General features: G+C 28.2%; 18 protein-coding genes. All 18 read left to right on the forward strand.

The genetic code is table 11. From position 1 onward, the window contains the following. The first annotated feature begins 95 nt into the window (after nucleotides 1–95). The 18 genes from JWF52_RS09130 to JWF52_RS09215 all read left to right on the forward strand — a co-directional run bounded on the left by JWF52_RS09130 (nucleotide 96) and on the right by JWF52_RS09215 (nucleotide 21,530). Nucleotides 96–788 (forward strand): hypothetical protein, encoded by a 693-nt coding sequence (locus JWF52_RS09130; protein WP_208333262.1) that lies wholly within the window; start codon nucleotides 96–98, stop codon nucleotides 786–788. Between the two features lie 80 nt (nucleotides 789–868). Continuing rightward, nucleotides 869–2,230, forward strand: coding sequence for a 23S rRNA (uracil(1939)-C(5))-methyltransferase RlmD (gene rlmD, locus JWF52_RS09135; RefSeq protein ID WP_208333263.1), 1,362 nt, complete (start codon nucleotides 869–871; stop codon nucleotides 2,228–2,230). Nucleotides 2,231–2,448: 218 nt separating this feature from the next. Continuing rightward, complete coding sequence (locus JWF52_RS09140; RefSeq protein WP_208333264.1) at nucleotides 2,449–2,769, forward strand: (2Fe-2S)-binding protein; 321 nt, start codon at nucleotides 2,449–2,451, stop codon at nucleotides 2,767–2,769. Nucleotides 2,770–3,061: 292 nt separating this feature from the next. After that, entirely contained in the window at nucleotides 3,062–3,997 is a 936-nt protein-coding gene (locus tag JWF52_RS09145; protein WP_208333265.1) for a phosphoglycerate dehydrogenase, read from the forward strand. Between the two features lie 284 nt (nucleotides 3,998–4,281). Continuing rightward, nucleotides 4,282–6,300: an NAD-dependent DNA ligase LigA gene (gene ligA / locus JWF52_RS09150; RefSeq protein ID WP_208333266.1), complete on the forward strand. Its 2,019-nt coding sequence runs from the start codon at nucleotides 4,282–4,284 to the stop codon at nucleotides 6,298–6,300. A 201-nt stretch (nucleotides 6,301–6,501) separates the two neighbouring features. Continuing rightward, nucleotides 6,502–7,848 (forward strand): ribonuclease PH, encoded by a 1,347-nt coding sequence (gene rph / locus JWF52_RS09155; protein WP_353654910.1) that lies wholly within the window; start codon nucleotides 6,502–6,504, stop codon nucleotides 7,846–7,848. Then, a complete protein-coding gene (locus JWF52_RS09160) occupies nucleotides 7,848–8,318 on the forward strand; it encodes a metallophosphoesterase (RefSeq protein ID WP_208333268.1) in 471 nt (156 codons plus the stop codon). Before rph ends, JWF52_RS09160 begins: the two co-directional genes overlap by 1 nt. A 145-nt stretch (nucleotides 8,319–8,463) precedes the next feature. Continuing rightward, complete coding sequence (tig, locus tag JWF52_RS09165; protein WP_208333269.1) at nucleotides 8,464–9,750, forward strand: trigger factor; 1,287 nt, start codon at nucleotides 8,464–8,466, stop codon at nucleotides 9,748–9,750. Between the two features lie 73 nt (nucleotides 9,751–9,823). After that, nucleotides 9,824–10,414, forward strand: coding sequence for an ATP-dependent Clp endopeptidase proteolytic subunit ClpP (gene clpP / locus JWF52_RS09170; RefSeq protein ID WP_208333270.1), 591 nt, complete (start codon nucleotides 9,824–9,826; stop codon nucleotides 10,412–10,414). A 14-nt stretch (nucleotides 10,415–10,428) separates the two neighbouring features. Then, nucleotides 10,429–11,676 carry an ATP-dependent Clp protease ATP-binding subunit ClpX gene (gene clpX / locus JWF52_RS09175; protein WP_208333271.1) on the forward strand — a complete coding sequence of 416 codons (1,248 nt, stop codon included), beginning with the start codon at nucleotides 10,429–10,431 and terminating at the stop codon, nucleotides 11,674–11,676. 338 nt (nucleotides 11,677–12,014) lie between these two features. Then, the gene (lon, locus tag JWF52_RS09180) at nucleotides 12,015–14,381 is read left to right on the forward strand and encodes an endopeptidase La (RefSeq protein WP_353654907.1); all 2,367 of its coding nucleotides are present in this window, start codon (nucleotides 12,015–12,017) and stop codon (nucleotides 14,379–14,381) included. Beyond that, complete coding sequence (gene yihA / locus JWF52_RS09185) at nucleotides 14,371–14,982, forward strand: ribosome biogenesis GTP-binding protein YihA/YsxC (RefSeq protein ID WP_208333273.1); 612 nt, start codon at nucleotides 14,371–14,373, stop codon at nucleotides 14,980–14,982. Before lon ends, yihA begins: the two co-directional genes overlap by 11 nt. Nucleotides 14,983–15,176: 194 nt before the next feature. Next, complete coding sequence (locus JWF52_RS09190) at nucleotides 15,177–16,532, forward strand: APC family permease (RefSeq protein WP_208333274.1); 1,356 nt, start codon at nucleotides 15,177–15,179, stop codon at nucleotides 16,530–16,532. A 164-nt stretch (nucleotides 16,533–16,696) separates the two neighbouring features. Beyond that, nucleotides 16,697–17,770: a PRK06851 family protein gene (locus tag JWF52_RS09195; RefSeq protein ID WP_208333275.1), complete on the forward strand. Its 1,074-nt coding sequence runs from the start codon at nucleotides 16,697–16,699 to the stop codon at nucleotides 17,768–17,770. A 137-nt stretch (nucleotides 17,771–17,907) separates the two neighbouring features. After that, on the forward strand, nucleotides 17,908–18,591 hold the full coding sequence (locus tag JWF52_RS09200; protein ID WP_208333276.1) for a DUF881 domain-containing protein: 684 nt from the start codon (nucleotides 17,908–17,910) through the stop codon (nucleotides 18,589–18,591). Nucleotides 18,592–18,715: 124 nt separating this feature from the next. Further along, a complete protein-coding gene (locus tag JWF52_RS09205) occupies nucleotides 18,716–19,966 on the forward strand; it encodes a GspE/PulE family protein (protein ID WP_286184075.1) in 1,251 nt (416 codons plus the stop codon). Nucleotides 19,967–19,988: 22 nt separating this feature from the next. Next, entirely contained in the window at nucleotides 19,989–21,161 is a 1,173-nt protein-coding gene (locus JWF52_RS09210) for a type II secretion system F family protein (RefSeq protein WP_208333277.1), read from the forward strand. A gap of 15 nt (nucleotides 21,162–21,176) precedes the next feature. Further along, nucleotides 21,177–21,530 (forward strand): type II secretion system protein, encoded by a 354-nt coding sequence (locus JWF52_RS09215; RefSeq protein WP_208333278.1) that lies wholly within the window; start codon nucleotides 21,177–21,179, stop codon nucleotides 21,528–21,530. The last annotated feature ends 51 nt before the right edge of the window (nucleotides 21,531–21,581 follow it).

Consider the following 21,581-nt stretch of genomic DNA (forward strand, 5'->3'; position numbering starts at 1 on the left):
TAGGGTTTTTATATAAAAAGTGATTATAAAAAATTAGAAATTTTCTGATAAAATAAGATTGAGTATAGTATTATATACTTAAAGGGGGGATTTAAATGAGTTCAAATTTAGTTATGAGTACAATAAAGCAATTAAAATTAGAAATAGGAAAATCTAAGATAATAAAAGATAATAAAAAACAAAAATATAAATCTGATTTAGCTAAGATATATGATAAATACGATAATATTAATGTGCCAGATGGCATGAAAAATCAATATAATCAATTAAATTCAAAAGGAATAGAGCTTATAAAAGATGTAAAGTCATTAAAAGACAAGAATAAGTTAGAAACTAATATAGAAGTTTATATAAGATATTTAAAAGCATCATTATGTGACTTTGAAGGTAAAACTAATTACTTAAGAAAATACATAACAAGTTTTTTATTTAGTGCAATATTATTTCTAGCACTATCACCTCAATTTTATGGATTTATACTTCCGGTATTATTTTTCTTACCTATTTATTTGGGATTAAAAGGTGTAAAGAAAAGGACAATAACAGGATTTTATATGACTATGAGTTTAGTACCAGTTGCACTAATGACATCTTTTACATGGATAAGATATGGAATAAATGTAAAGATAGATTACCAAGGTGCAGTTAAAGCAATTGTAGACAGTGGAGTAGCTCAAGGGCTAGCAGAGAAATTAGTATATATAGGACCATTATTTGGATGTGTTCTTCTAATATTTGCATGTTTACAGCTATATAGAGGATATAAAAGTAGAGATTTATTCATATAAGGGCTTTATAAGCTCTTATTTTTTTGGTAAAATTAATTCTTGGAGATTTTTTTAAAAATATATGTACGGAGGACAAACCTATGCTTCAAAAACAAAAAGAATATATAGTAGATATAGTAGATATAGGTCAAGGTGGAGTTGGAATAGGTAAATATGATGGCTTTACTGTTTTTGTAGAGGGCGGATTAATACAAGATAAGATAAAGGTTAAAATAAATAAATCTAAAAAAAACTATGCAGTAGGTGATATAGTAGAAATAATAGATGCATCACCTTTTAGAGTAGAAAGAGCTTGTAGTGATAGCCTTAAAGATTGTGGAGGATGTCAAATACAAGAATTAGACTATAAAAATCAGCTTGATATAAAAACAAATGAAGTAAAACAAGTTATAACTAGAATCGGAAAATTAGATAATGTTTTAATACATGATACTATGGGAATGGATACGCCTTTAAGATATAGAAACAAAGCTCAATTCCCTATTCAAAGAATGAATAATGCACCAGCGATAGGTTTTTATAAAAAGAAAAGTCATGATGTGATACCTATGGATAAATGTATAATACAACATGAAGTAAATGATAAAATAGTTAAAATTATAAAAACATATATAAATGCATATGACGTAAGTATCTATGATGAAAAGTCTCATACAGGAGTACTTAGGCACTTAGTTACTAAAATAGGATTCACAACAAATGAAGTTATGGTAGTATTAGTTGCAAAAAATAATAAATTACCACATCTAGATGAATTAGCATCAGTTCTTAGAGAGAATGTACCTGGTTTTAAAACTCTAGTGATTAATGTTAATAAAGAGAGAACGAATGTAATATTAGGAAAAGAAAATATAGTAGTGGTTGGAGAAGGAAAAATAAATGATTATATAGGAGATTTAGTATTTGAGATATCGCCTTTATCATTTTTCCAAGTGAACCCTATACAAACAGAAGTTTTATATAATAAAGCATTAGAGTATGCGGATTTAAAAGAAAATGATACTGTATTTGATATATACTGCGGAATAGGAACTATATCTTTATTCTTAGCTCAAAAAGCTAGTAAGGTATATGGTATAGAGATAGTAGAAGATGCTATTAAAGATGCTAAAATAAATGCTAAATTAAATAACTTGGATAATGTAGAATTTTATGTAGGTAAAGCTGAAGAAGTTGTTCCTAGAATGTATAAAGAAGGAAAAACAGCTAATGTAGTGGTAGTTGACCCACCAAGAAAAGGATGCGATGAGAAGGTACTAGATACAATGATATCTATGAAGCCAGATAGAGTTGTGTATGTTTCTTGTAATCCGTCTACTTTAGCAAGAGATTTAAACTATTTAGATGAGCGCGGATATAAATGCACAGAAATTCAACCAGTAGATATGTTCCCACATACTATGCATGTTGAATGTGTTGCTAAGTTAGTAAAAAAAGATTAATTATAAATCAAATGTGTTTACACTAATAAAAAGCATTGCTGAAAGTTGAATTTTTTAGCAATGCTTTTTATTTATATACTAATCTACTGTTACTTGCATATAAATACTTAGATAGTAAAAGATTGTGTTAGATAGGCTATATTATTTATAATAGTTTAACTGTGGATATATTTGGTATAATATAATTACATAAATTTAATTAATTAAGGAGAATGAAAATGGCTGGAGATCAAATGGTGTGTTTTTGTAAAAATGTAAGTTATATAGATATAAGAAAGGCAATGATAGCGGGCGCTCGTACTGTAGATGAAATAAAGGAAATGACAGGGGCTGGAACAGGATGTGGAAGATGTATACCAGAAATACAAAAAATATTAGCATCAGTTTGTGGATGTAAAGGAGTTTCTCTTGAAACTGTAGTTAATGCAGTTAAAGATGGAGCGGATACAACTGATAAGGTAGCAGAAATAATAGGAGCAGGATCTGCTTGTGGAAGATGTAGAGCTTTAGTTCAAAATGTAATAGATACTAAAAAATAATAAAATTAAAATAAAACTAGTTATTTTTAAATTGAAATTAGCTAGTTTTATTTTATGCAATAAACTTAATAGAAAATATTTCTAATGAGCAAATTAATATTAAGCAAATAAATAGTCTAAAAGTGGATAGAATATTATTAAATAAATGTATATCACACCTCGTCATTTTGACATCATAGTCTTTATGCATTTATTTTAAAATAGATTAAGTCCTCCAAATTTTGGAGGACTTTTTAATTTTATATTAAAATATCTATATATGGTAGGATATTTTAATTGGAGGAGATTATAAATGAAAGTTCTATTTACACATAATTACGGAGAAGAGAAGTTTCAAAAAATTAGAGATTTAGGATATGAAGTAACTTATTATAAAGAAAGTAAAATTCAAAATAATGAAGATACAGATTCAGCGGATGTATTAGTAACATATAATCCATTTAAGACACTAGATATATCAAAAATTAATAATTTAAAATATATACAGACATCTAGTGTAGGAGTAGACCAAGTTCCAAAAGAAGAAGTGCTAAAGAGAAATATAGTTTTAGCAAATAACAAAGGTGCATATAGCATACCTATTAGCGAATGGATCATAATGTATATACTACAAATTTATAAGAATAGTATGAAATTGTATTCTAATCAGCAAAATAGAAAGTGGAAAATAGAATTTGATTTACTTGAACTATATGATAAAAGAGTAGGATTTATAGGAACTGGTACTATAGCAACAGAAGCTGCTAAAAGATTAAAAGCTTTTGGAGTAGAAGTATGGGGTGTAAATACAAAAGGAACTGATAAAGAATACTTTGATAGATGTTTCTCTAGTGAGAATATGAATGATGTATTTAAAGAATGTGATGTGATTGTATCAACTATACCTGCTACTAAATCTACTATAGGTATGATTAATAAAGATAAATTTTCAATTATGAAAGATAAATCAATTTTTATAAATATTGGTAGAGGAAATATAGTCAATGAAAATGATTTAATAGACTGTATAGATAAATTTAGAGGAGTAGCATTAGATGTCTTTGAAAAAGAGCCGCTAAGCAAAGATAGTAAGTTATGGGATTTTGAAAATGTGATAATAACACCTCACAATTCATGGATATCAGATAAAGATACAGAAAGAACATTTAATGTTATTTATAATAATTTAAAAAATTATATAGAAAATAAACCTTTAAATAATGTTGTTGATATATTAAAAGGTTATTAAAATAAAAAATGTCTATTAAGCTACCGAATTTTAAGGTAGCTTTTGTTATAATACTAAGGTAGTATAAAATATCTATTTATTTAAATATGGATTAAATAGAATACTTTTTATTAATTAATATACTAAAAATATATTAAATTCATAAAAGGGTAATAATACTATGGAGTTAATTTTAAGCAACTGATATGGATTAGATGAATAATAGATAATATGGTTGGCAACACAAACTAATTCTATAATAAGTTGCTTAAGTGAATCAAATTTTTAAAAGAGGTGAGATAAAAATGAATATTGAAAATAGAATAGATGAACTAATAAATTTAATAAACTATCATAATGAAAAATACTATAATCAAGATGCTCCAGAAATATCTGATGCAGAGTATGACAATTTAGTTAAAGAGCTAATAAAATTAGAAGAGGAAAATCCAAATTTAAAAAGAGTAGATTCTCCAAGCAATCGTGTTGGAGGAAAGGCTTTAGATAAGTTCGATCAAATAGTACATAAAATACCTATGCTAAGTTTATCAAATGCATATTCAAGTCAAGGCTTAAAAGATTTTGATAAAAGAGTAAGAGATATGGCAGATTCAGATGTAGAGTATGTAGTTGAATTTAAAATAGATGGATTATCTGTAGGCTTAACTTATAATGATGGAGAATTTGAAAAAGGTGCAACTAGAGGTAATGGAGTAGTTGGAGAAGACATTTCTCAAAATTTAATGACAGTAAAAAGTATACCTTTAAAGATAAAAGAGGATAATGAAATAGTAGTAAGAGGGGAAGTTTATATATCAAAAGAAAACTTCCAAAAGATAAATGACCAACAAGAAAATTTAGGACTTGCCCTTTATGCTAATCCAAGAAATCTTGCAGCAGGTTCATTAAGACAATTAGACTCAAAATTAACAGCTAAAAGACCATTGGATATATTTGTATTTAACCTTGAGTATGGTCAAAATTTAGAGTTTGAAAGCCATAGTGAATCTCTAGAATTTTTAAGTGATTTAGGATTTTCGGTTAGCCCAAACTATAAGGTATTTAAAAATATAGATGATGTAATAGAACATATTGAGTACTGGACTGAAAATAGAGGAAATCTAGATTTTGAGATAGATGGAATGGTTATAAAAGTTAATAACCTTAAACAAAGAGAATCTATGGGATATACTGCAAAAAGTCCAAGATGGGCAATCGCCTATAAATTCCCAGCAGAAAAGAAGAAAACAAAAATTTTAGACATAATAGTAGAAGTAGGTAGAACTGGAACTATAACCCCAACTGCAGTACTTGAACCAGTAAGACTTGCTGGAACTAGTGTAAGTAGAGCAACATTACATAATGAAGATTACATAAAAGAAAAAGATATTAAAATAAATGATACTGTATTAGTTCAAAAAGCTGGAGATATAATACCTCAAGTTATAGAAGTAATAAAAGAAGAACGTAGTGGAGAAGAAATAGAATTTAATATTCCTAATGTTTGTCCGGTATGTTCAGAGCCAACAGTTAGACTAGAGGGAGAAGCTGCTGTAAAGTGTATAAATATGTCTTGTCCTGCTCAAATAAGAAGAGGGATAATTCACTTTGTATCAAGAGATGCAATGAATATAGATGGATTAGGAGAATCTATAATAACATTATTATTAAATGAGAAAATAATAGAAGATGTTTCAGATTTATATAGCATAAAGAAAGAAGATGTAATTAACCTAGAAAGAATGGGAGATAAATCAGCAAATAATTTAATTAAATCAATAAAAAAATCAAAAGAAAATGATTTATGGAGATTAATAAATGGTTTAGGAATAAAATTTGTTGGAGTAAAAGGTGCAAAGATACTTGCTAAAAACTTTAAAGATATAGATGAAATTATGAGTGTATCAGAAGGAGAATTAGTTAATCTAGAAGAATTTGGAGAAACTATGGCTAATAGTGTTGTAGAATTCTTTAAAGAAGATAAAAATATAAAAGTAATAGAAAAGCTTAAAAAAGCTGGTGTTAATACTAAAACTATAGAAGATAAAAATTCTAATATACCTAAAATATTTGATGGCATGAAAATAGTATTAACAGGAACTTTACCAACACTAAAAAGAAATGATGCTAAAGAAATGATAGAAGCTAGAGGAGCAAAAGCAACTTCTAGTGTTAGTAAATCAACAACATTTGTACTAGCAGGAGAGGAAGCCGGTTCTAAGCTAACAAAGGCTAATGAATTAGGAATTAAAGTAGTTGATGAGGAAATGTTTATAAAACTTTCAAACTTAAACTCTAAAGAAGAGGTAGAAAGTAAATTATAATTATAATTTACTTAAATAATAAATTTAGACTTTATCCACACAAAATTTAAGATAAATTAAGTTTATATAGATATGTTTGAATGTAGAAAAATACTTAAAACTTGTGTTAATATTATTAATAGATAAGATAAAATTTCTAAAAAATATAATATTGATAATTCAATAATATTTTGAAATAGATTTAAGGAAGGATTAAAAATGATTAGAATTGATAATAGAAAGAACGACCAAATAAGGGATATAAAAATTACAAGAGATTATACTAGATATGCAGAAGGTTCTGTTCTTATAGAAATGGGAGAAACTAAAGTAATATGTACAGCTTCAATAGAAGATAAAGTACCACCTTTCTTAAGAAATACTGGAACAGGATGGATAAATGCAGAATACTCTATGTTACCTAGATCTACTCATCAAAGAAAAATAAGAGAATCATCTAGAGGAAAGGTTGATGGAAGAACTCAAGAGATACAAAGATTAATAGGCAGAGCTATAAGATCGGTAATAGATTTAGATAAAATAGGAGAAAGAACTATTTGGGTAGATTGTGATGTAATACAAGCGGATGGAGGAACAAGAACAGCATCTATAACAGGTGCATTTGTTGCTGTGGTAGACGCGTTAAATAAATTACATAAATCAAAAGCAGTAAAAGAAATACCGGTTAGAAATTTTGTATCAGCTATAAGCGTGGGTATAGTAAATGGGGAACATGTTCTTGATTTATGCTATGAAGAAGATTCTAATGCACAAGTAGATATGAATATAATAATGACTGATAAAGGTGAATTTGTTGAAGTTCAAGGAACAGGGGAAGAAAGACCTTTCTCAAGAAAAGACTTAAATGCACTTTTAGAGCTTGGTGAAAAAGGAAATAAAGAATTAATAAAGGCTCAAAGAGCTGCACTAGGCGAGATAGCAGATGAAATATTAGGTATGGAATATGGAGATGAAGTAGTCATAGCTACTAATAACGCTCACAAGTTAGAAGAAATAGGATCAATATTAGAAGATTTTGATTATACAATATATTCATTAAAAGATGTAGATTTAGGTGGTATAGAGATAGTTGAAGATGGTAAAACATTTGAACATAATGCACTTATAAAAGCTAGAACTATAGCAAAACTTACTAATAAAATATCAATATCAGATGACTCAGGTTTAGAAGTTGATGCTATAGGTAAAAAACCAGGTGTTTATTCTGCTAGATATGCAGGAGAAAACGCAACAGATGAAGAAAATAGAGAAAAGCTAATAAAAGCATTAAATAATGTACCTATGAGTAAAAGAACTGCAAGATTTGTATCGGCAATAGCAGTAGTATTTCCTGATGGAAAAGAGTTTGTTGTTAGAGGAACTTGTGAAGGTAGCATAGGATTTGAAGAAAAGGGAAAAAATGGATTTGGATACGATTCATTATTTATAGTAGATGGTTATAATAGAACTTTTGGAGAGATACCAGCTACAATAAAAAATTCTATAAGCCACAGAGCTAATGCTTTAAAATTAATGAAGAATGAGTTTAACAAAAGGGTATCAAGATAATGAAAGTTGGAGTAGTAAGTGACACACATATGATGAAGAAGTTCATTGATAAAACTATACCATACCTAAAAGAATGTGATTTAATAATTCATGCAGGAGATAATTTTTCTGATTCTAAGTATATACATGCAGAAACTAAAGTGCCTATTATGGCGGTAAAAGGAAACTGTGATTTTGATAATGTAGAAGAAGAATTAGTATTTGATATAGATGATAAAACTATATTTCTATGCCATGGTGATAGATACGCTGTAAAATATGGTATTGAAATGTTAGAATCAATGGCAAAATCTGTGAATGCTGATATAGTAGTATTTGGTCACACTCATGTACCTTTATATATAGAAAAAGATAAAATCATTTATATAAACCCAGGGAGTGTATCACTTCCTAGAGAAGTTGATTATAGAAGTTTTTCTATACTTAACATAGAAAAGGGGAATATAAATATAGAAAAAATAAAAATATAATAAAGCGTGTACAACCTTGCAAATCAAGGCAAAGACTTGTAAATAAAAAAAGTTATGTGCTATAATTAAAGAGTTAAACTATAAGTAGAATGGATTATAATGCCATACGAAAATTATTACATAATGATATAGGAGGATTAATTCAATGAAGGCAGAATTAATTAAGAAAGAAGGTAACAAAGTTACTTTAAAAATAACTGTAGATAATAATAAATTTGAAGCAGCGGTAACTAAAGCTTACAATAAAAATAAAGGTAAGTACAATATACCAGGATTTAGAAAAGGTAAAGCTCCAAAGGTTGTTATAGAAACTCAATACGGTAAAGGAGTATTCTATAATGATGCTATAGAATTATTATTCCCAGAGGTTTACCCAACTGCTCTAGATGAGTTAAACATAGATCCAATAGACAGACCAGACTTAGATGTTGAAGAAATAAGCAAAGATAACGGATTAGTAATGGTTGTTAATGTTGAAGTTAAACCTGAGTTTGAGTTAGGGAATTACAAAGGTATAGAAGTAGCTAAAGTTGATAATACTGTAACTGAAGAAGAAGTAAAATTCGAGTTAGAAGAGATGGTAAACAAAAACGCTAGATTAGTAAGCGTTGAAGATAAAGCTTTAGAAGCTGGAGATACAGCTGTTATAGACTTTGAAGGATTTGAAAGTGGTGTAGCTTTCGAAGGTGGAAAAGGTGAAAACTATAGCTTAGTTATAGGATCTAACTCTTTCATACCAGGATTTGAAGATCAATTAGTTGGTAAAAAAGCTGGAGAAGAAGTAGAAGTAAATGTTACTTTCCCAACTGAATACCATGCAGAAAACTTAGCTGGTAAAGCTGTAGTATTCAATGTAAAAGTAAATGATGTAAAGGTTAAAGAATTAGCAGAGTTAGATGATGAGTTTGCTAAAGATACAAGTGAATTCGATACATTAGCTGAATTAAGAGCAGATGTAAGAGCTAAATTAGAAAAAGATGCTACAAATAAAGCTGAGGCAGAAATGAGAAATGCTATAGTTGAGAAAGTTGCTGCAAACACAGAAGTAGAATTACCTGCTGTTATGGTAGAACATCAAATAGATAATATGTTAATGGAGCTTAATTACCAATTACAATATCAAGGACTAAACTTACAACAATTATTATCAATGACTGGTAGAGATATAGCTGAATTAAGAGAAGAAAGAAAAGCTGATGCAGAGAAATTAGTTAAATCTTCTTTAGTATTAGAAGCTATAGCTAAAGCAGAAAATATAGAAGTAAGTGATGAAGACTTTAATGCTGAATTAGAAAAAATGGCAGCTATGTACAACATGGAAGCTGACAAATTAAAATCTTCTTTAAGAGAAAATGATATAGAAGATATAAAAGGTCAAGTAAAAATAAGAAAAACAATAGACTTATTAGTTGACAACGCAACAATAGCTTAATTTTTTACAGTAGCCTAATTTGGCTACTGTAAATTATATATAGAAATAGAAAGATATAGAGGGGGTATGATATATGGCATTAGTACCTACAGTTGTAGAGCAAACAGGAAGAGGAGAAAGGTCTTACGATATATATTCTAGACTATTAAAAGATAGAATCATATTTCTAGGAGATGAAGTAAATGATGTTACAGCAGGGCTTGTAGTAGCTCAGTTGTTATTTTTAGAAGCTGAAGACCCAGATAAGGATATACATTTATATATAAACTCACCAGGTGGTAGCGTAACTGCAGGAATGGCTATTTATGATACTATGCAATACATCAAACCTGATGTAAGTACTATATGTATAGGCCTAGCTGCTTCAATGGGAGCATTTCTACTAACAGCAGGGGCAAAAGGAAAGAGATTTGCATTACCTAACAGTGAAATAATGATACATCAACCTTTAGGTGGAGCAAAAGGTCAAGCAACAGATGTAGAGATACATGCTAAATGGCTGCTAAAAACTAAAGAAAAATTAAATAAAATACTAGCAGAAAGAAGCGGTCAGCCAATAGAAAATATCCAAAGAGATACTGATCGTGATAACTTTATGAGTGCACATGAAGCTAAAGAATATGGTTTAATTGATGAAGTAATCACACAAAAAGACCGTGGATAGGAAGAGGTGTTAATATGTCAAAATACGAAGAGAAAAGACAGTTAAAATGTTCATTCTGCGGTAAAAATCAAGAGCAAGTAAGAAGATTAATTGCAGGTCCAAATGTTTATATATGTGATGAATGTGTGGAACTTTGTGATGAAATCATTCAAGAAGAAATAGAAGAAGCTGTAGAAGAGGATACAACATCATTACCAAAGCCTAAGGAAATGATGGAAATATTAAATGATTATGTAATAGGTCAAGAAAAAGCTAAAAAAGCTTTATCAGTAGCTGTATATAACCATTACAAGAGAATCTATAGTAAGAAATCAACATCAAAAGATGTAGAAATACAAAAGAGTAATATACTTTTACTGGGACCAACAGGTTCAGGAAAAACTTTATTAGCTCAAACTTTAGCAAAAACTCTTAATGTACCTTTTGCAATGGCAGACGCTACATCTTTAACAGAAGCAGGATATGTTGGTGAAGACGTTGAAAATATTCTTTTAAAACTTATCCAAGCTGCTGATTTTGATATAGAAAAAGCTGAAAGAGGTATAATCTATATAGATGAAATCGATAAAATTGCTAGAAAATCAGAAAACCCATCTATAACTAGAGATGTTAGCGGTGAAGGGGTTCAACAGGCCCTTTTAAAAATATTAGAAGGTACAGTTGCTAATGTTCCGCCACAAGGTGGTAGAAAACATCCTCACCAAGAATTCTTAAAAATAGATACTACTAATGTATTATTTATACTAGGTGGAGCTTTCGATGGAATAGAAAAAATAATCCAAAAACGTGGTGGAGAAAAAACACTTGGATTTGGAGCTAAAATAGAAAGTAAAAAGGAAATTGATTTAGGTAAAATATATGCTCAAGTTTTACCAGAAGACTTACTAAAATTCGGTATAATACCAGAGTTTATAGGAAGAATTCCAGTTGTAGCAACTTTAGAATTATTAGATGAAGATGCTTTAATGAGAATATTACAAGAGCCTAAAAATGCCATAATCAAACAATATAAAAAATTACTAGAATTAGATGATGTCACTCTAGAGTTTGAAGAAGATGCTCTTCGTGCTATAGCTAAAAAAGCTATAGATAGAAATACAGGAGCAAGAGGACTTAGAAGCATAGTAGAAAATACTATGATGGAAAGTATGTTTGAAGTTCCTTCTAGAGATGATATTAAAAAAGTTATAGTAACTAAAGAAGCTGTAGATGATGGTGAACAACCAATTATAGTACTTAAAGATGAAGAAGAAAGTGCATAATAAAAAAAGGAGCTTTAAAAGCTCCTTTTATATTTAAAACATAGAAGTCAAATTGACTTCTTTTTTAAATTTAAAAATATTTAATGGGTAAATACATATTAAGCGAGAATGAATATAATAACGTTGGTGATATGAGCAACTCAAATTTTGATTTAAAACTAAATCTTAAGGTATAATGAATATTATATAATTATAAAGTAGATAAACAAGTATATTACTAATCATATTATATAATAATAAAATAAGAACAAAATATGCTAAGAAATTTGCATTAATGTTGAAAATCAAGTATTGTAAATATATAATATATAAAGCGGTAAAATCTAGCACTTTAAGGAGTGATATTATTGGAACAGAATTATGCTAAATTAGAACATGAATTACCGTTAATTCCGCTTAGAGGATTAGCGATATTCCCATACATGATATTAAATTTTGATGTAGGTAGAGACTTATCACTTAAAGCTTTAGATGAAGCAATGTTAAAAGAAGAGTTAGTCTTCTTAACTTCTCAGAAAAAAGCAGAGGTAGATGAACCAACAGAAGAAGATTTTTATCATATAGGAACGATATGTAAAGTAAAGCAAATGATAAAATTACCAGGAGATACAGTGCGCGTATTAGTAGAAGGTATCTCTAGGGGTAGTGCAAAAGAAATAAAATTTGAAGATGGATACTTTAAAGCTAAAGTAGATGAAATAGTATTTGATGAAGAACATGCACAAGAGGATGTAGAGGTAGAAGCATTTGTAAGAAATGTATTTGATGCTTTTGAAGAATACATAAACATAGGAAACAGAGTTTCTCCTGAAATACTTATATCTTTATCAGAAACAGAAAATGTAGATAGATTTATAGATACTGTAGCTTCAAATATTTATTTAAAGTCTGATCAAAAACAAGAAGTATTAGAAACTTTTGACTTAAAAGAAAGATTAGAATTAATATATAAGATATTATTAGAAGAAATAGAAATTCTAAAGATAGAAAAAAAGATAACTCTAAAAGTAAAGAAACAAATGAATAAAGTTCAAAAAGAATATTATCTTAGAGAACAACTAAGAGCAATTCAAAAAGAATTAGGTGAAGAAGAAGATATAAATTCTGAAGCAGATGAATACAGAGCTATGCTTAAGAAAATAAAAGCACCTAAGCAAACGAAGGAGAAAATAGAAAAAGAAATTACTAAATTCTCTAAATTATCTCCAATGTCTCCAGATGTATCTGTTCTTAGAGGATACTTAGATACAGTATTTTCGCTACCATGGAATAATGAAACTAGAGACAAATTAGATATAGTAGCTGCAAAAGAAATATTAGATAATGAACATTATGGATTAGAAGAAGTTAAGGAAAGAATATTAGAGTACCTAGCTGTAAGAAAATTATCTAAATCACTAAAAGGGCCAATAATATGTTTAGTTGGACCTCCAGGAGTAGGTAAAACATCTATAGCAAAATCTATAGCAAATTCTTTAGGCAGAAAATTTGTAAGAATATCTTTAGGTGGAGTTAGAGATGAAGCTGAAATAAGAGGGCATAGAAGAACTTATGTAGGGGCTATACCAGGTAGAATAGTAAATGCTATGAAAGAAGCTAAAACTAAAAACCCTATAATGTTATTAGATGAAATAGATAAAATGGCAGCTGATTATAAGGGTGACCCTTCTGCTGCAATGTTAGAGGTATTAGACCCAGAACAAAATAAAGACTTTGTAGATCACTACTTAGAGCTACCATTTGATTTATCAAAAGTATTATTTGTAACTACAGCAAATAGCTTAAGTACAATACCAAGACCTTTATTAGATAGAATGGAAATAATACAAGTATCAGGATATGTAGATGAAGAAAAGCTAAATATTGCTAAGAAGTACTTACTTCCAAAGCAAATGAAAGAAAATGCATTAAAAGATGGATTCATAAAAATAGATGATGAAATTATGAAAGAAATAATAAACTCTTATACTAGAGAAGCTGGAGTAAGAAGTTTAGAGAGAACATTAGGAAAATTATGCAGAAAAGTAGCTAAAAAATATGTAGAAGATTCATCTATTGAAGAAGTAGTTATTACTAGTTCAAACTTAGAAGAGTATCTTGGAAAAGATAAATATAGACATCAAATGGCAGGTTTAAAACCAGAAGTAGGAACAGTTACAGGTCTTGCGTGGACAGCTGTAGGTGGTGAAACTCTTACAGTAGAAGTTAATGCGCTAAAAGGAAAAGGACAAATTGTTTTAACTGGAAAGCTTGGAGATGTTATGAAAGAATCTGCTAGAACAGCTATATCATATACAAGATCTATAGCAGAAAGATATAATGTAGACCCAGAATTTTACCAAAATAAGGACATGCACATCCATATACCAGAAGGAGCAGTACCAAAAGATGGACCATCAGCAGGTATAACTATGGCTGTTGCTGTTATATCAGCTCTTTCTAATATACCTGTTTTAAATAATGTTGCTATGACAGGTGAAATAACTCTAAGAGGTAAAGTATTAGCCGTAGGTGGAGTAAAAGAAAAGCTATTAGCAGCACACAGAGCGGGAATAACTAAGGTATTATTACCTAAAGATTGCGAAGCAGATTTAGATGAAATACCTAGCAATGTAAAAGAAAAAATGGAATTTGTGCTTGTTGAACATATGGATGAAGTATTAGAACATGCATTATTAAGGAATGGTGAAAGCAATGAAAATTAGAAATGCAGAAATAACTATGAGTGCTGTAAATAAATCTCAGTACCCAGATGAAGGTATACCAGAAATAGCTTTAGTAGGTAGATCTAATGTTGGAAAATCATCGACAGTAAATACATTACTAAATAGAAGAAATTTTGCAAGAACTAGTCAGACTCCAGGTAAAACGAGGACTATAAATTTTTATCTTATAAATAATGAATTTTTCTTTGTGGATCTTCCGGGTTATGGGTATGCTAAAATAGCTAAATCTGAAAAAGAAAAATGGGGAGCGATAATGGAAAGATATTTACAAGAAAGAGATGAACTTTGTGCAATATTCTTACTTGTAGATATAAGACATGAGCCAACTAAGGATGATGTTATGATGTATGAATGGATAAAGCATTTTGGGTATAATTGTGTAGTTATAGCAACTAAAGCAGATAAAATATCTAGAGGTCAATATCAAAAACATATAAGTATAATCAGAAAAAAATTACAAATGGATCCTAATGAAAAAGTACTTCCGATTTCTTCTCTTAAGAAGACTGGTGTAGAAGAGATATGGAATGAAATAATAAATCAATATAATCAAAATGGTTATGAAATAACTGTAGATTAATAAAAAAGGGTAGATATATCTACTCTTTTTTTATCTATTAAGATATAATTTGGTAATAAAATTAATATATTAAAATATTTTGAAAATTTAAACAAAATTTAGAAATAATATTGCAATTTTTAGTATTAAATAGTACAATATGTAAAAATAGTAAATAAAAGTACGAAAATGAATTTCAAAAGGAGGTGTAAACTATGAGTCAAAATGCTAATCAGCAAAAGCTGAGGAAGACAATCGGATTTAGTGCGGCTTTATCAACAGTGGTAGGGATGTTAATAGGTTCAGGGGTATTTTTTAAGCCTCAAGCTATATACTCTGCTACAAATGGAGGGCCTGGACTAGGATTATTAGCATGGCTAATAGGAGGGCTTGTGACTATTGCAGCAGGATTAACTGCAGCAGAGGTATCATCAAGTATAATAAAACCAGGTGGATTAATGGTTTACTTAGAAGAAATATATGGAGAAAGAATCGGATTTTTAACAGGATGGATGCAAACTATATTATTTATACCAGCAATAGCAGCCGCGTTAGGAATTATATTTGCCCAAGAAGCTGTAAGTATGATGGGCTTAAATAGTAAATATGTTATTATTATAGCGGTAAGTGTTATAGTGTTTATAGCAGCTCTTAACTCATTAGGAGCAAAATTTGGTGGAAGTATACAAACTATATCAACAGTGTGTAAATTATTACCATTAGCAATTATAATTATATTTGGGTTTACAAAAGGGGATTCATCATCTCAAATAATAACACCATTTGTAGGTGAAGGTGTAAATGTAGTAAGCGCTATTTCTCAGGTGCTTATAGCAACATTATTTGCATATGATGGGTGGATATATGTAGGAGCATTAGCTGGAGAAATGAAAAATCCATCTAAACATTTACCTATGGCAATTGTTGGAGGTATATCTATAGTTATGGCAGTTTATTTAATGATAAATGTAGCATATCTATTTGTAATACCAGCATCAGAGATGGCACCAGTAGGAGCGGCTCCGGCTACATTAGTTGCTCAGAAACTATTTGGAGCTTCAGGAGCTAAAATAATTAGTGTAGGGGTACTGATATCAGTATTTGGAACACTTAATGGATTTATATTAACAGGTGGAAGAATACCATATATGATGGGATATGAAAAGAAAATACCATTATCTAATGTATTTTCTAAATTGAACAATAATGGTGTGCCTTTAAATGGAACGTGGTTAATAGCAGGATTAGCTATACTATATTCTTTAACAGGTCAGTTTAATTTACTATCTGATTTAGCAATATTTACTATATGGATATTCTATACAATGTTATTTGTAGGGGTTATGAAGCTTAGAAAGACTAAACCAAACATGAAAAGACCATATAAAGTTCCTTTATATCCAATAATACCTATGATAGCAACAATAGGTGGAATATTTGTAGTAATAAGTACTATTATTACTCAACCTCAAAATGCTATATCAGGTCTTATTATAACGATTATTGGTTTACCAGTTTACGAATATATGAAGAAAAAGAATTCTAAATCAAGAAGAGAAACAATTGCATAATATATATAAAAGACTACTTATATGGTAGTCTTTTTATTTTGAATAAAAATATAAAATAATAGAATTAAAATTAAAAATATAAGCAAAATAAAATTGATAGTAACAAATTTGAAGCATAACTAATATTTTAGTATGGAGACGATTAATCATAGGGAGGAATTTATATGGAAGGTCAAACTAGAAAATTATTTCCAGGTGGTAACACTGCAAATGGATCATACAACTTTTTTAATTATATGATACCGGAAAATGTTAATAGAATATTTTGCTTAAAAGGTGGACCAGGAGTAGGTAAATCATCGCTTATGAAAAAGATAGCAAAAGAATTTATAGAAAAAGGATATGATGTAGAGTTACATCATTGTCCATCAGATCCTAGCTCTTTAGACGGGGTAGTAATAAAAAAATTAGGTGTAGTATTATTAGATGGAACGGCACCTCATATCGTAGATCCTAAAGATCCAGGTGCTATAGATGAAATAGTTAATCTAGGAGAATATTGGAACTTAGAAGGATTAGAAAAAAATAAAGTAGAAATAGTAGAATGCGGAAAAGATATTAGTAGCTCATTTAGAAGAGCATATAAATTCTTAAAAGCAGCTGAACCAATATACTATGATATAGAAGAAAAATATAAAGATTCTATGGATTATGGAAAGGTAAATTCGTTAACATCAGAATTTATAAATGATTTATTTAAAGATGTTAAATGTAGTGGGAATTATAAAAAAGAAAGACATTTATTTGGAACAGCTATAACTCCTGTAGGCCATTTAGATTATACAGATAGTATATTAAGCGAAGCTAGTAAGGTATATTATTTAAAAGGTGAAATAGGAACTGGTAAAACTACATTTTTACAAAAGGTATATACTAAAGCTGTGGAGCTTGGATTAAATGTAGAAGTTTATCATTATCCATTAATAAAAGAAAAATTAGAAACAATATTAATAAAAGATTTAGGGATTGGAATAACATCTAGTAATTTATTTGAAGGTCAAAATAAGATTGATTTAGATAGTTGTATAAACAAAGAAAAATTAGAAAGATATAAAGAAGAAATAGAATTTGATAAAAAAGTATTTGATGAATTAGTAAATTATGCTATTTTAAACCTTAAAAAAGCTAAATCTAAACATGATGTAATAGAGGCTCATTATGTACCAAATATGAAATTTGACGAAATAGAAGAATTAAAATGCGAACTTATTGAAAGAATATTAAAATACGAAGATTAAATATAAAAGAATGAGGCTTAAAAGTCTCATTCTTTTTACATATAGATAGAATATATATAGATATTTATTTGAAAGAATATTAAAATAAGTATAATGGAATTAATAAAGTGATTAAAAAATCATTTATAGGAGTAATTTTGTATGAAAAAAAATATGTGTTGATAATATTAACTAGTACTGTATTAGGTCTATTTATAGGCATAGGTTTAAAGGACTATAACTATAAAGATGGCGTTTATATGCCTAAGGATACGTTGGTAAAAAAAGAAGTAAAACAAGTTAATAAAAATATAAAAAAATTAAATAAGTCAAAAGAAAAATTAGAGGAAGAACTATATGGCTTAAAGACTAAATATGAGGATAATGAAAAAATAGAAAAAATAGAAGATATTAAGTATATGCTGTCATATACAAATTTAAAAAATGAAGGAGTAATCATAAAAATAGATGCTTTAAATGAAGATACTGGAAATATAGCAAACTTTGTTGACTATAATAAAATTTTAATAAACTTAATCAATGAAATAAAGATAAATGGAGGAGAATTTATATCTATAAATGACCAAAGAATAAACCAATATTCGGAGATAGTTTTAGCTGGAAGTCATATAAATATAAACTCTGTTCCAATAGCTCCACCATATGAATTTAAAGTTATAGGAGACACTAAAAAGTTAGAACAATATATTGATAAAGATAGCCAGTATATAAAGAGTATAAAAAATAATTATCCTTTAAAAATTGAAAAGAAAATTGAAAAAAATATATCTATGGAAAAAATGAATATTCCTAATAAATTAAGGTACATAGAAGGGAAGTAAAGTTATTTTAAGTACTAGTAGTTTACTAGAAACATTAATCCCAGAAAAGTTAGCAGTTAAATACAATGTATTCCCAATTGAGATTAATGATAATAACTTAGTTGTAGGCATTGAAAATGAAAACATGTATGCTTTGCAAGATTTAAAATTAGCCACAGGAATGAATATAATATTTGAGAAAAAAGATAAAGATACTATAAATAAAAAGATAAGAATGTATTATAAGAATAATGTCAATTTAAATGAAGACTTTGCAAGAGATTTATTCAATAAAATTTTAGAAATATCTATAGATGAAAAAGCCAGTGATATCCACATAGAACCATTTAGCGAATTTTTAGTGATAAGGATGCGTGTAGATGGATACTTAAAGGAAGTTGAGCGCTATTCCATTGATATTTATCAATCATTAATATCTATTATAAAACTTTCAGCATCTATGAATATTACAGAAAAAAGATTACCTCAAGATGGAAGAGTAGATGTGAATATAAATAATGAAGTTGTAGATATAAGGGTATCTTCCATACCAACTGTATATGGTGAAAAAATAGTTCTAAGAATACTTAACAGAAAATCTTTTTTGAAAGATAAGAGAGAACTAGGTTTTTCTGATATGGCTATAAAAAGGATACATAATATAATAAATAAAACATCCGGGATATTATTAATAACAGGTTCTACAGGCAGCGGGAAAACAACTACAGTATATTCATTGCTAAATGATTTAAGAAATATAAGTAAAAATATTATGACTATAGAAGACCCTGTAGAATATAAGATGGACAGAATAAATCAAATTCAGGTTAATAGTAAGTTAGGTTTAAGTTTTGATATAGGATTAAGGTCTATATTAAGGCAAGATCCAGATATTATTATGGTGGGTGAAATTAGAGATATAGAAACCGCTAAAATAGCCATAAGAGCAGCTACTACTGGACACTTAGTAATTAGTACTATGCATACTAAGGATGCTGTATCATCTATTGCTAGATTAATAGAAATGCAAATACCAGCTTATTTAATAAATGCATCATTAATAGGCGTTATTTCTCAAAAATTAGTAAGAAAAGTATGTACAAAATGTAGCCATGATATATCAATAGTACATAATCAAGACGAAGAGATAAGTACAAAAGTATCAAAAGGGTGTAGTGAGTGTGGATATACAGGGTATAGAGGAAGAACAGCTATTTATGAGATTTTAGAGATAAACGAAAATATTAAAAAGTGTATAAAAAATATGAATGATGCAAGTACTATAAGAAAAGTAGCTATAGAAAATGGAATGATAACATTTGAAGATAGCTCTAAAAAATTAATTGAAGAAAGGTTAACAACTCTAGAAGAATGCATAATAGTAAATACTATGTAATTAATCTATAAGGAGTTAATTGATGAATTTATATAAATGTATAGTTTATGATAAACAAAAAAATAGAAAATCTATCAAGCTAGAGTTTGAGTCTGAAAGTCAAGTAAATAGTTATGCAAATTTAAATGAATTAAAAATAGTAAGTATAAAACAAGCAAAATTTAAAAATTCAAATAAGAAATTAAAAGACAGAGAAATTAAAATTCTATGTAAAGAAATGAGTATATTGCTAGAATCAGGATGTGAAATTACTAAAATATTTGATATTTTAAAATCTCAATCAAATAAAAAAATTAAAACGATATTCAATAGGGTGACAAATCATATTCAAAAGGGAAATTCTATAACAGAATCATTTCAAGAAACTAACTCATTTTCAAATTTTTTTATAAGTATGATAAAGGCAGGCGAAATAAGTGGAAATTTAGATAAAGTTATGAATGACTTATCTGATTATTATGATAAAGAGCATAAATTAAAATCTAAAATAATGCTTATCTTAATATATCCAGTAATACTAATAATTTTATCTATAGCATCTATGTTATTTATACTATTTTTTATAGTGCCGAATTTTGAAATTATTTTCCAAAATAATGGTATAAATCCTCCTATATTGACTAAAATCTTAATAAATATATCTAGATTTATAAGAGTAAATCATATATTTATACTAATTGTATTTATTATTAGTTTATTTATGATTAATAGTTATATAAAGAGTAGTAAATTTAAAAACTCAGTGACATTTAAAATTCCAATAATAAAGGATATAAGTAGATTAGTAATAACTAGCAAATTTTGTAGAAGTTTTAGTATCTTAATAGAGGGCGGAATACAAATTATTGATGCTATAAATATATCTTCTCAAGTGATTGATAATGAGTTTATTTATGAAAGATTAGCAATAAGTAGAGAATATATACAAAGAGGTGATAGTATTTCTAACTCTCTTAGTAAACCGAATATATTCCCTCAACTGTTTATATCAATGATAAATATTGGTGAAGAAAGTGGTAGGTTAGATAATAGTTTAAAGGCTATAAATGAATTTTACGAAAATGATCTAGAAACTAAAATACAACAATTTGTAAAGATTATAGAACCTGTCATAACGGTTATAATTGGGATTGTAGTAGGTATATTTATTATATCTATGGTACTACCTATGTTTGATGCAATAACGTCAATATAATGTAAAGGAGAAAAAATGGAGTTTAAAAAGAAAAAAGGATTTACTTTAGTAGAAATGGTTTTAGTTGTAACGATATTAGGAGTTTTATCAAGTATAGCATTTATGAAATTTGGTGGAGTACAAGAAAGGGCTCAAAAAAATGCTGACTATATAGCTGCATCAAATATAGCAACTGCAATAAATTTAGGAATTAACGATAGGGTTATAGATGAAGAAAATAATAAAGATATTTTAGAGGTATTAAAGAGCAATGGATATATAACTTCAATACCCAAACCTCAAAGTATTACAGGTGAATTTGATATAAAAGTTGATAGTAAAGGTGAAATAACTATAAAAGTAGGAGATACAACGTTTTATCCAAGGTAAGGTATTAATTGAGATAGTAAATAGTCAGTAAACAGATATAAATGCTTTATA

This window comes from Clostridium sp. CCUG 7971 (assembly GCF_017590215.1).
Taxonomy (GTDB): Bacteria; Bacillota; Clostridia; order Peptostreptococcales; family Peptostreptococcaceae; genus Faecalimicrobium.

Coding starts and splice junctions, on each gene's coding strand:
- JWF52_RS09190 (WP_208333274.1), top strand. CDS start 15,177: ATGAGTCAAAATGCTAATCAGCAAAAGCTGAGGAAGACAATCGGATTT.
- JWF52_RS09160 (WP_208333268.1), top strand. CDS start 7,848: ATGAAAGTTGGAGTAGTAAGTGACACACATATGATGAAGAAGTTCATT.
- ligA (WP_208333266.1), top strand. CDS start 4,282: ATGAATATTGAAAATAGAATAGATGAACTAATAAATTTAATAAACTAT.
- clpX (WP_208333271.1), top strand. CDS start 10,429: ATGTCAAAATACGAAGAGAAAAGACAGTTAAAATGTTCATTCTGCGGT.
- JWF52_RS09145 (WP_208333265.1), top strand. CDS start 3,062: ATGAAAGTTCTATTTACACATAATTACGGAGAAGAGAAGTTTCAAAAA.
- JWF52_RS09205 (WP_286184075.1), top strand. CDS start 18,716: ATGTATGCTTTGCAAGATTTAAAATTAGCCACAGGAATGAATATAATA.
- JWF52_RS09215 (WP_208333278.1), top strand. CDS start 21,177: ATGGAGTTTAAAAAGAAAAAAGGATTTACTTTAGTAGAAATGGTTTTA.
- JWF52_RS09140 (WP_208333264.1), top strand. CDS start 2,449: ATGGCTGGAGATCAAATGGTGTGTTTTTGTAAAAATGTAAGTTATATA.
- JWF52_RS09130 (WP_208333262.1), top strand. CDS start 96: ATGAGTTCAAATTTAGTTATGAGTACAATAAAGCAATTAAAATTAGAA.
- tig (WP_208333269.1), top strand. CDS start 8,464: ATGAAGGCAGAATTAATTAAGAAAGAAGGTAACAAAGTTACTTTAAAA.
- JWF52_RS09210 (WP_208333277.1), top strand. CDS start 19,989: ATGAATTTATATAAATGTATAGTTTATGATAAACAAAAAAATAGAAAA.
- clpP (WP_208333270.1), top strand. CDS start 9,824: ATGGCATTAGTACCTACAGTTGTAGAGCAAACAGGAAGAGGAGAAAGG.
- yihA (WP_208333273.1), top strand. CDS start 14,371: ATGAAAATTAGAAATGCAGAAATAACTATGAGTGCTGTAAATAAATCT.
- rlmD (WP_208333263.1), top strand. CDS start 869: ATGCTTCAAAAACAAAAAGAATATATAGTAGATATAGTAGATATAGGT.
- JWF52_RS09195 (WP_208333275.1), top strand. CDS start 16,697: ATGGAAGGTCAAACTAGAAAATTATTTCCAGGTGGTAACACTGCAAAT.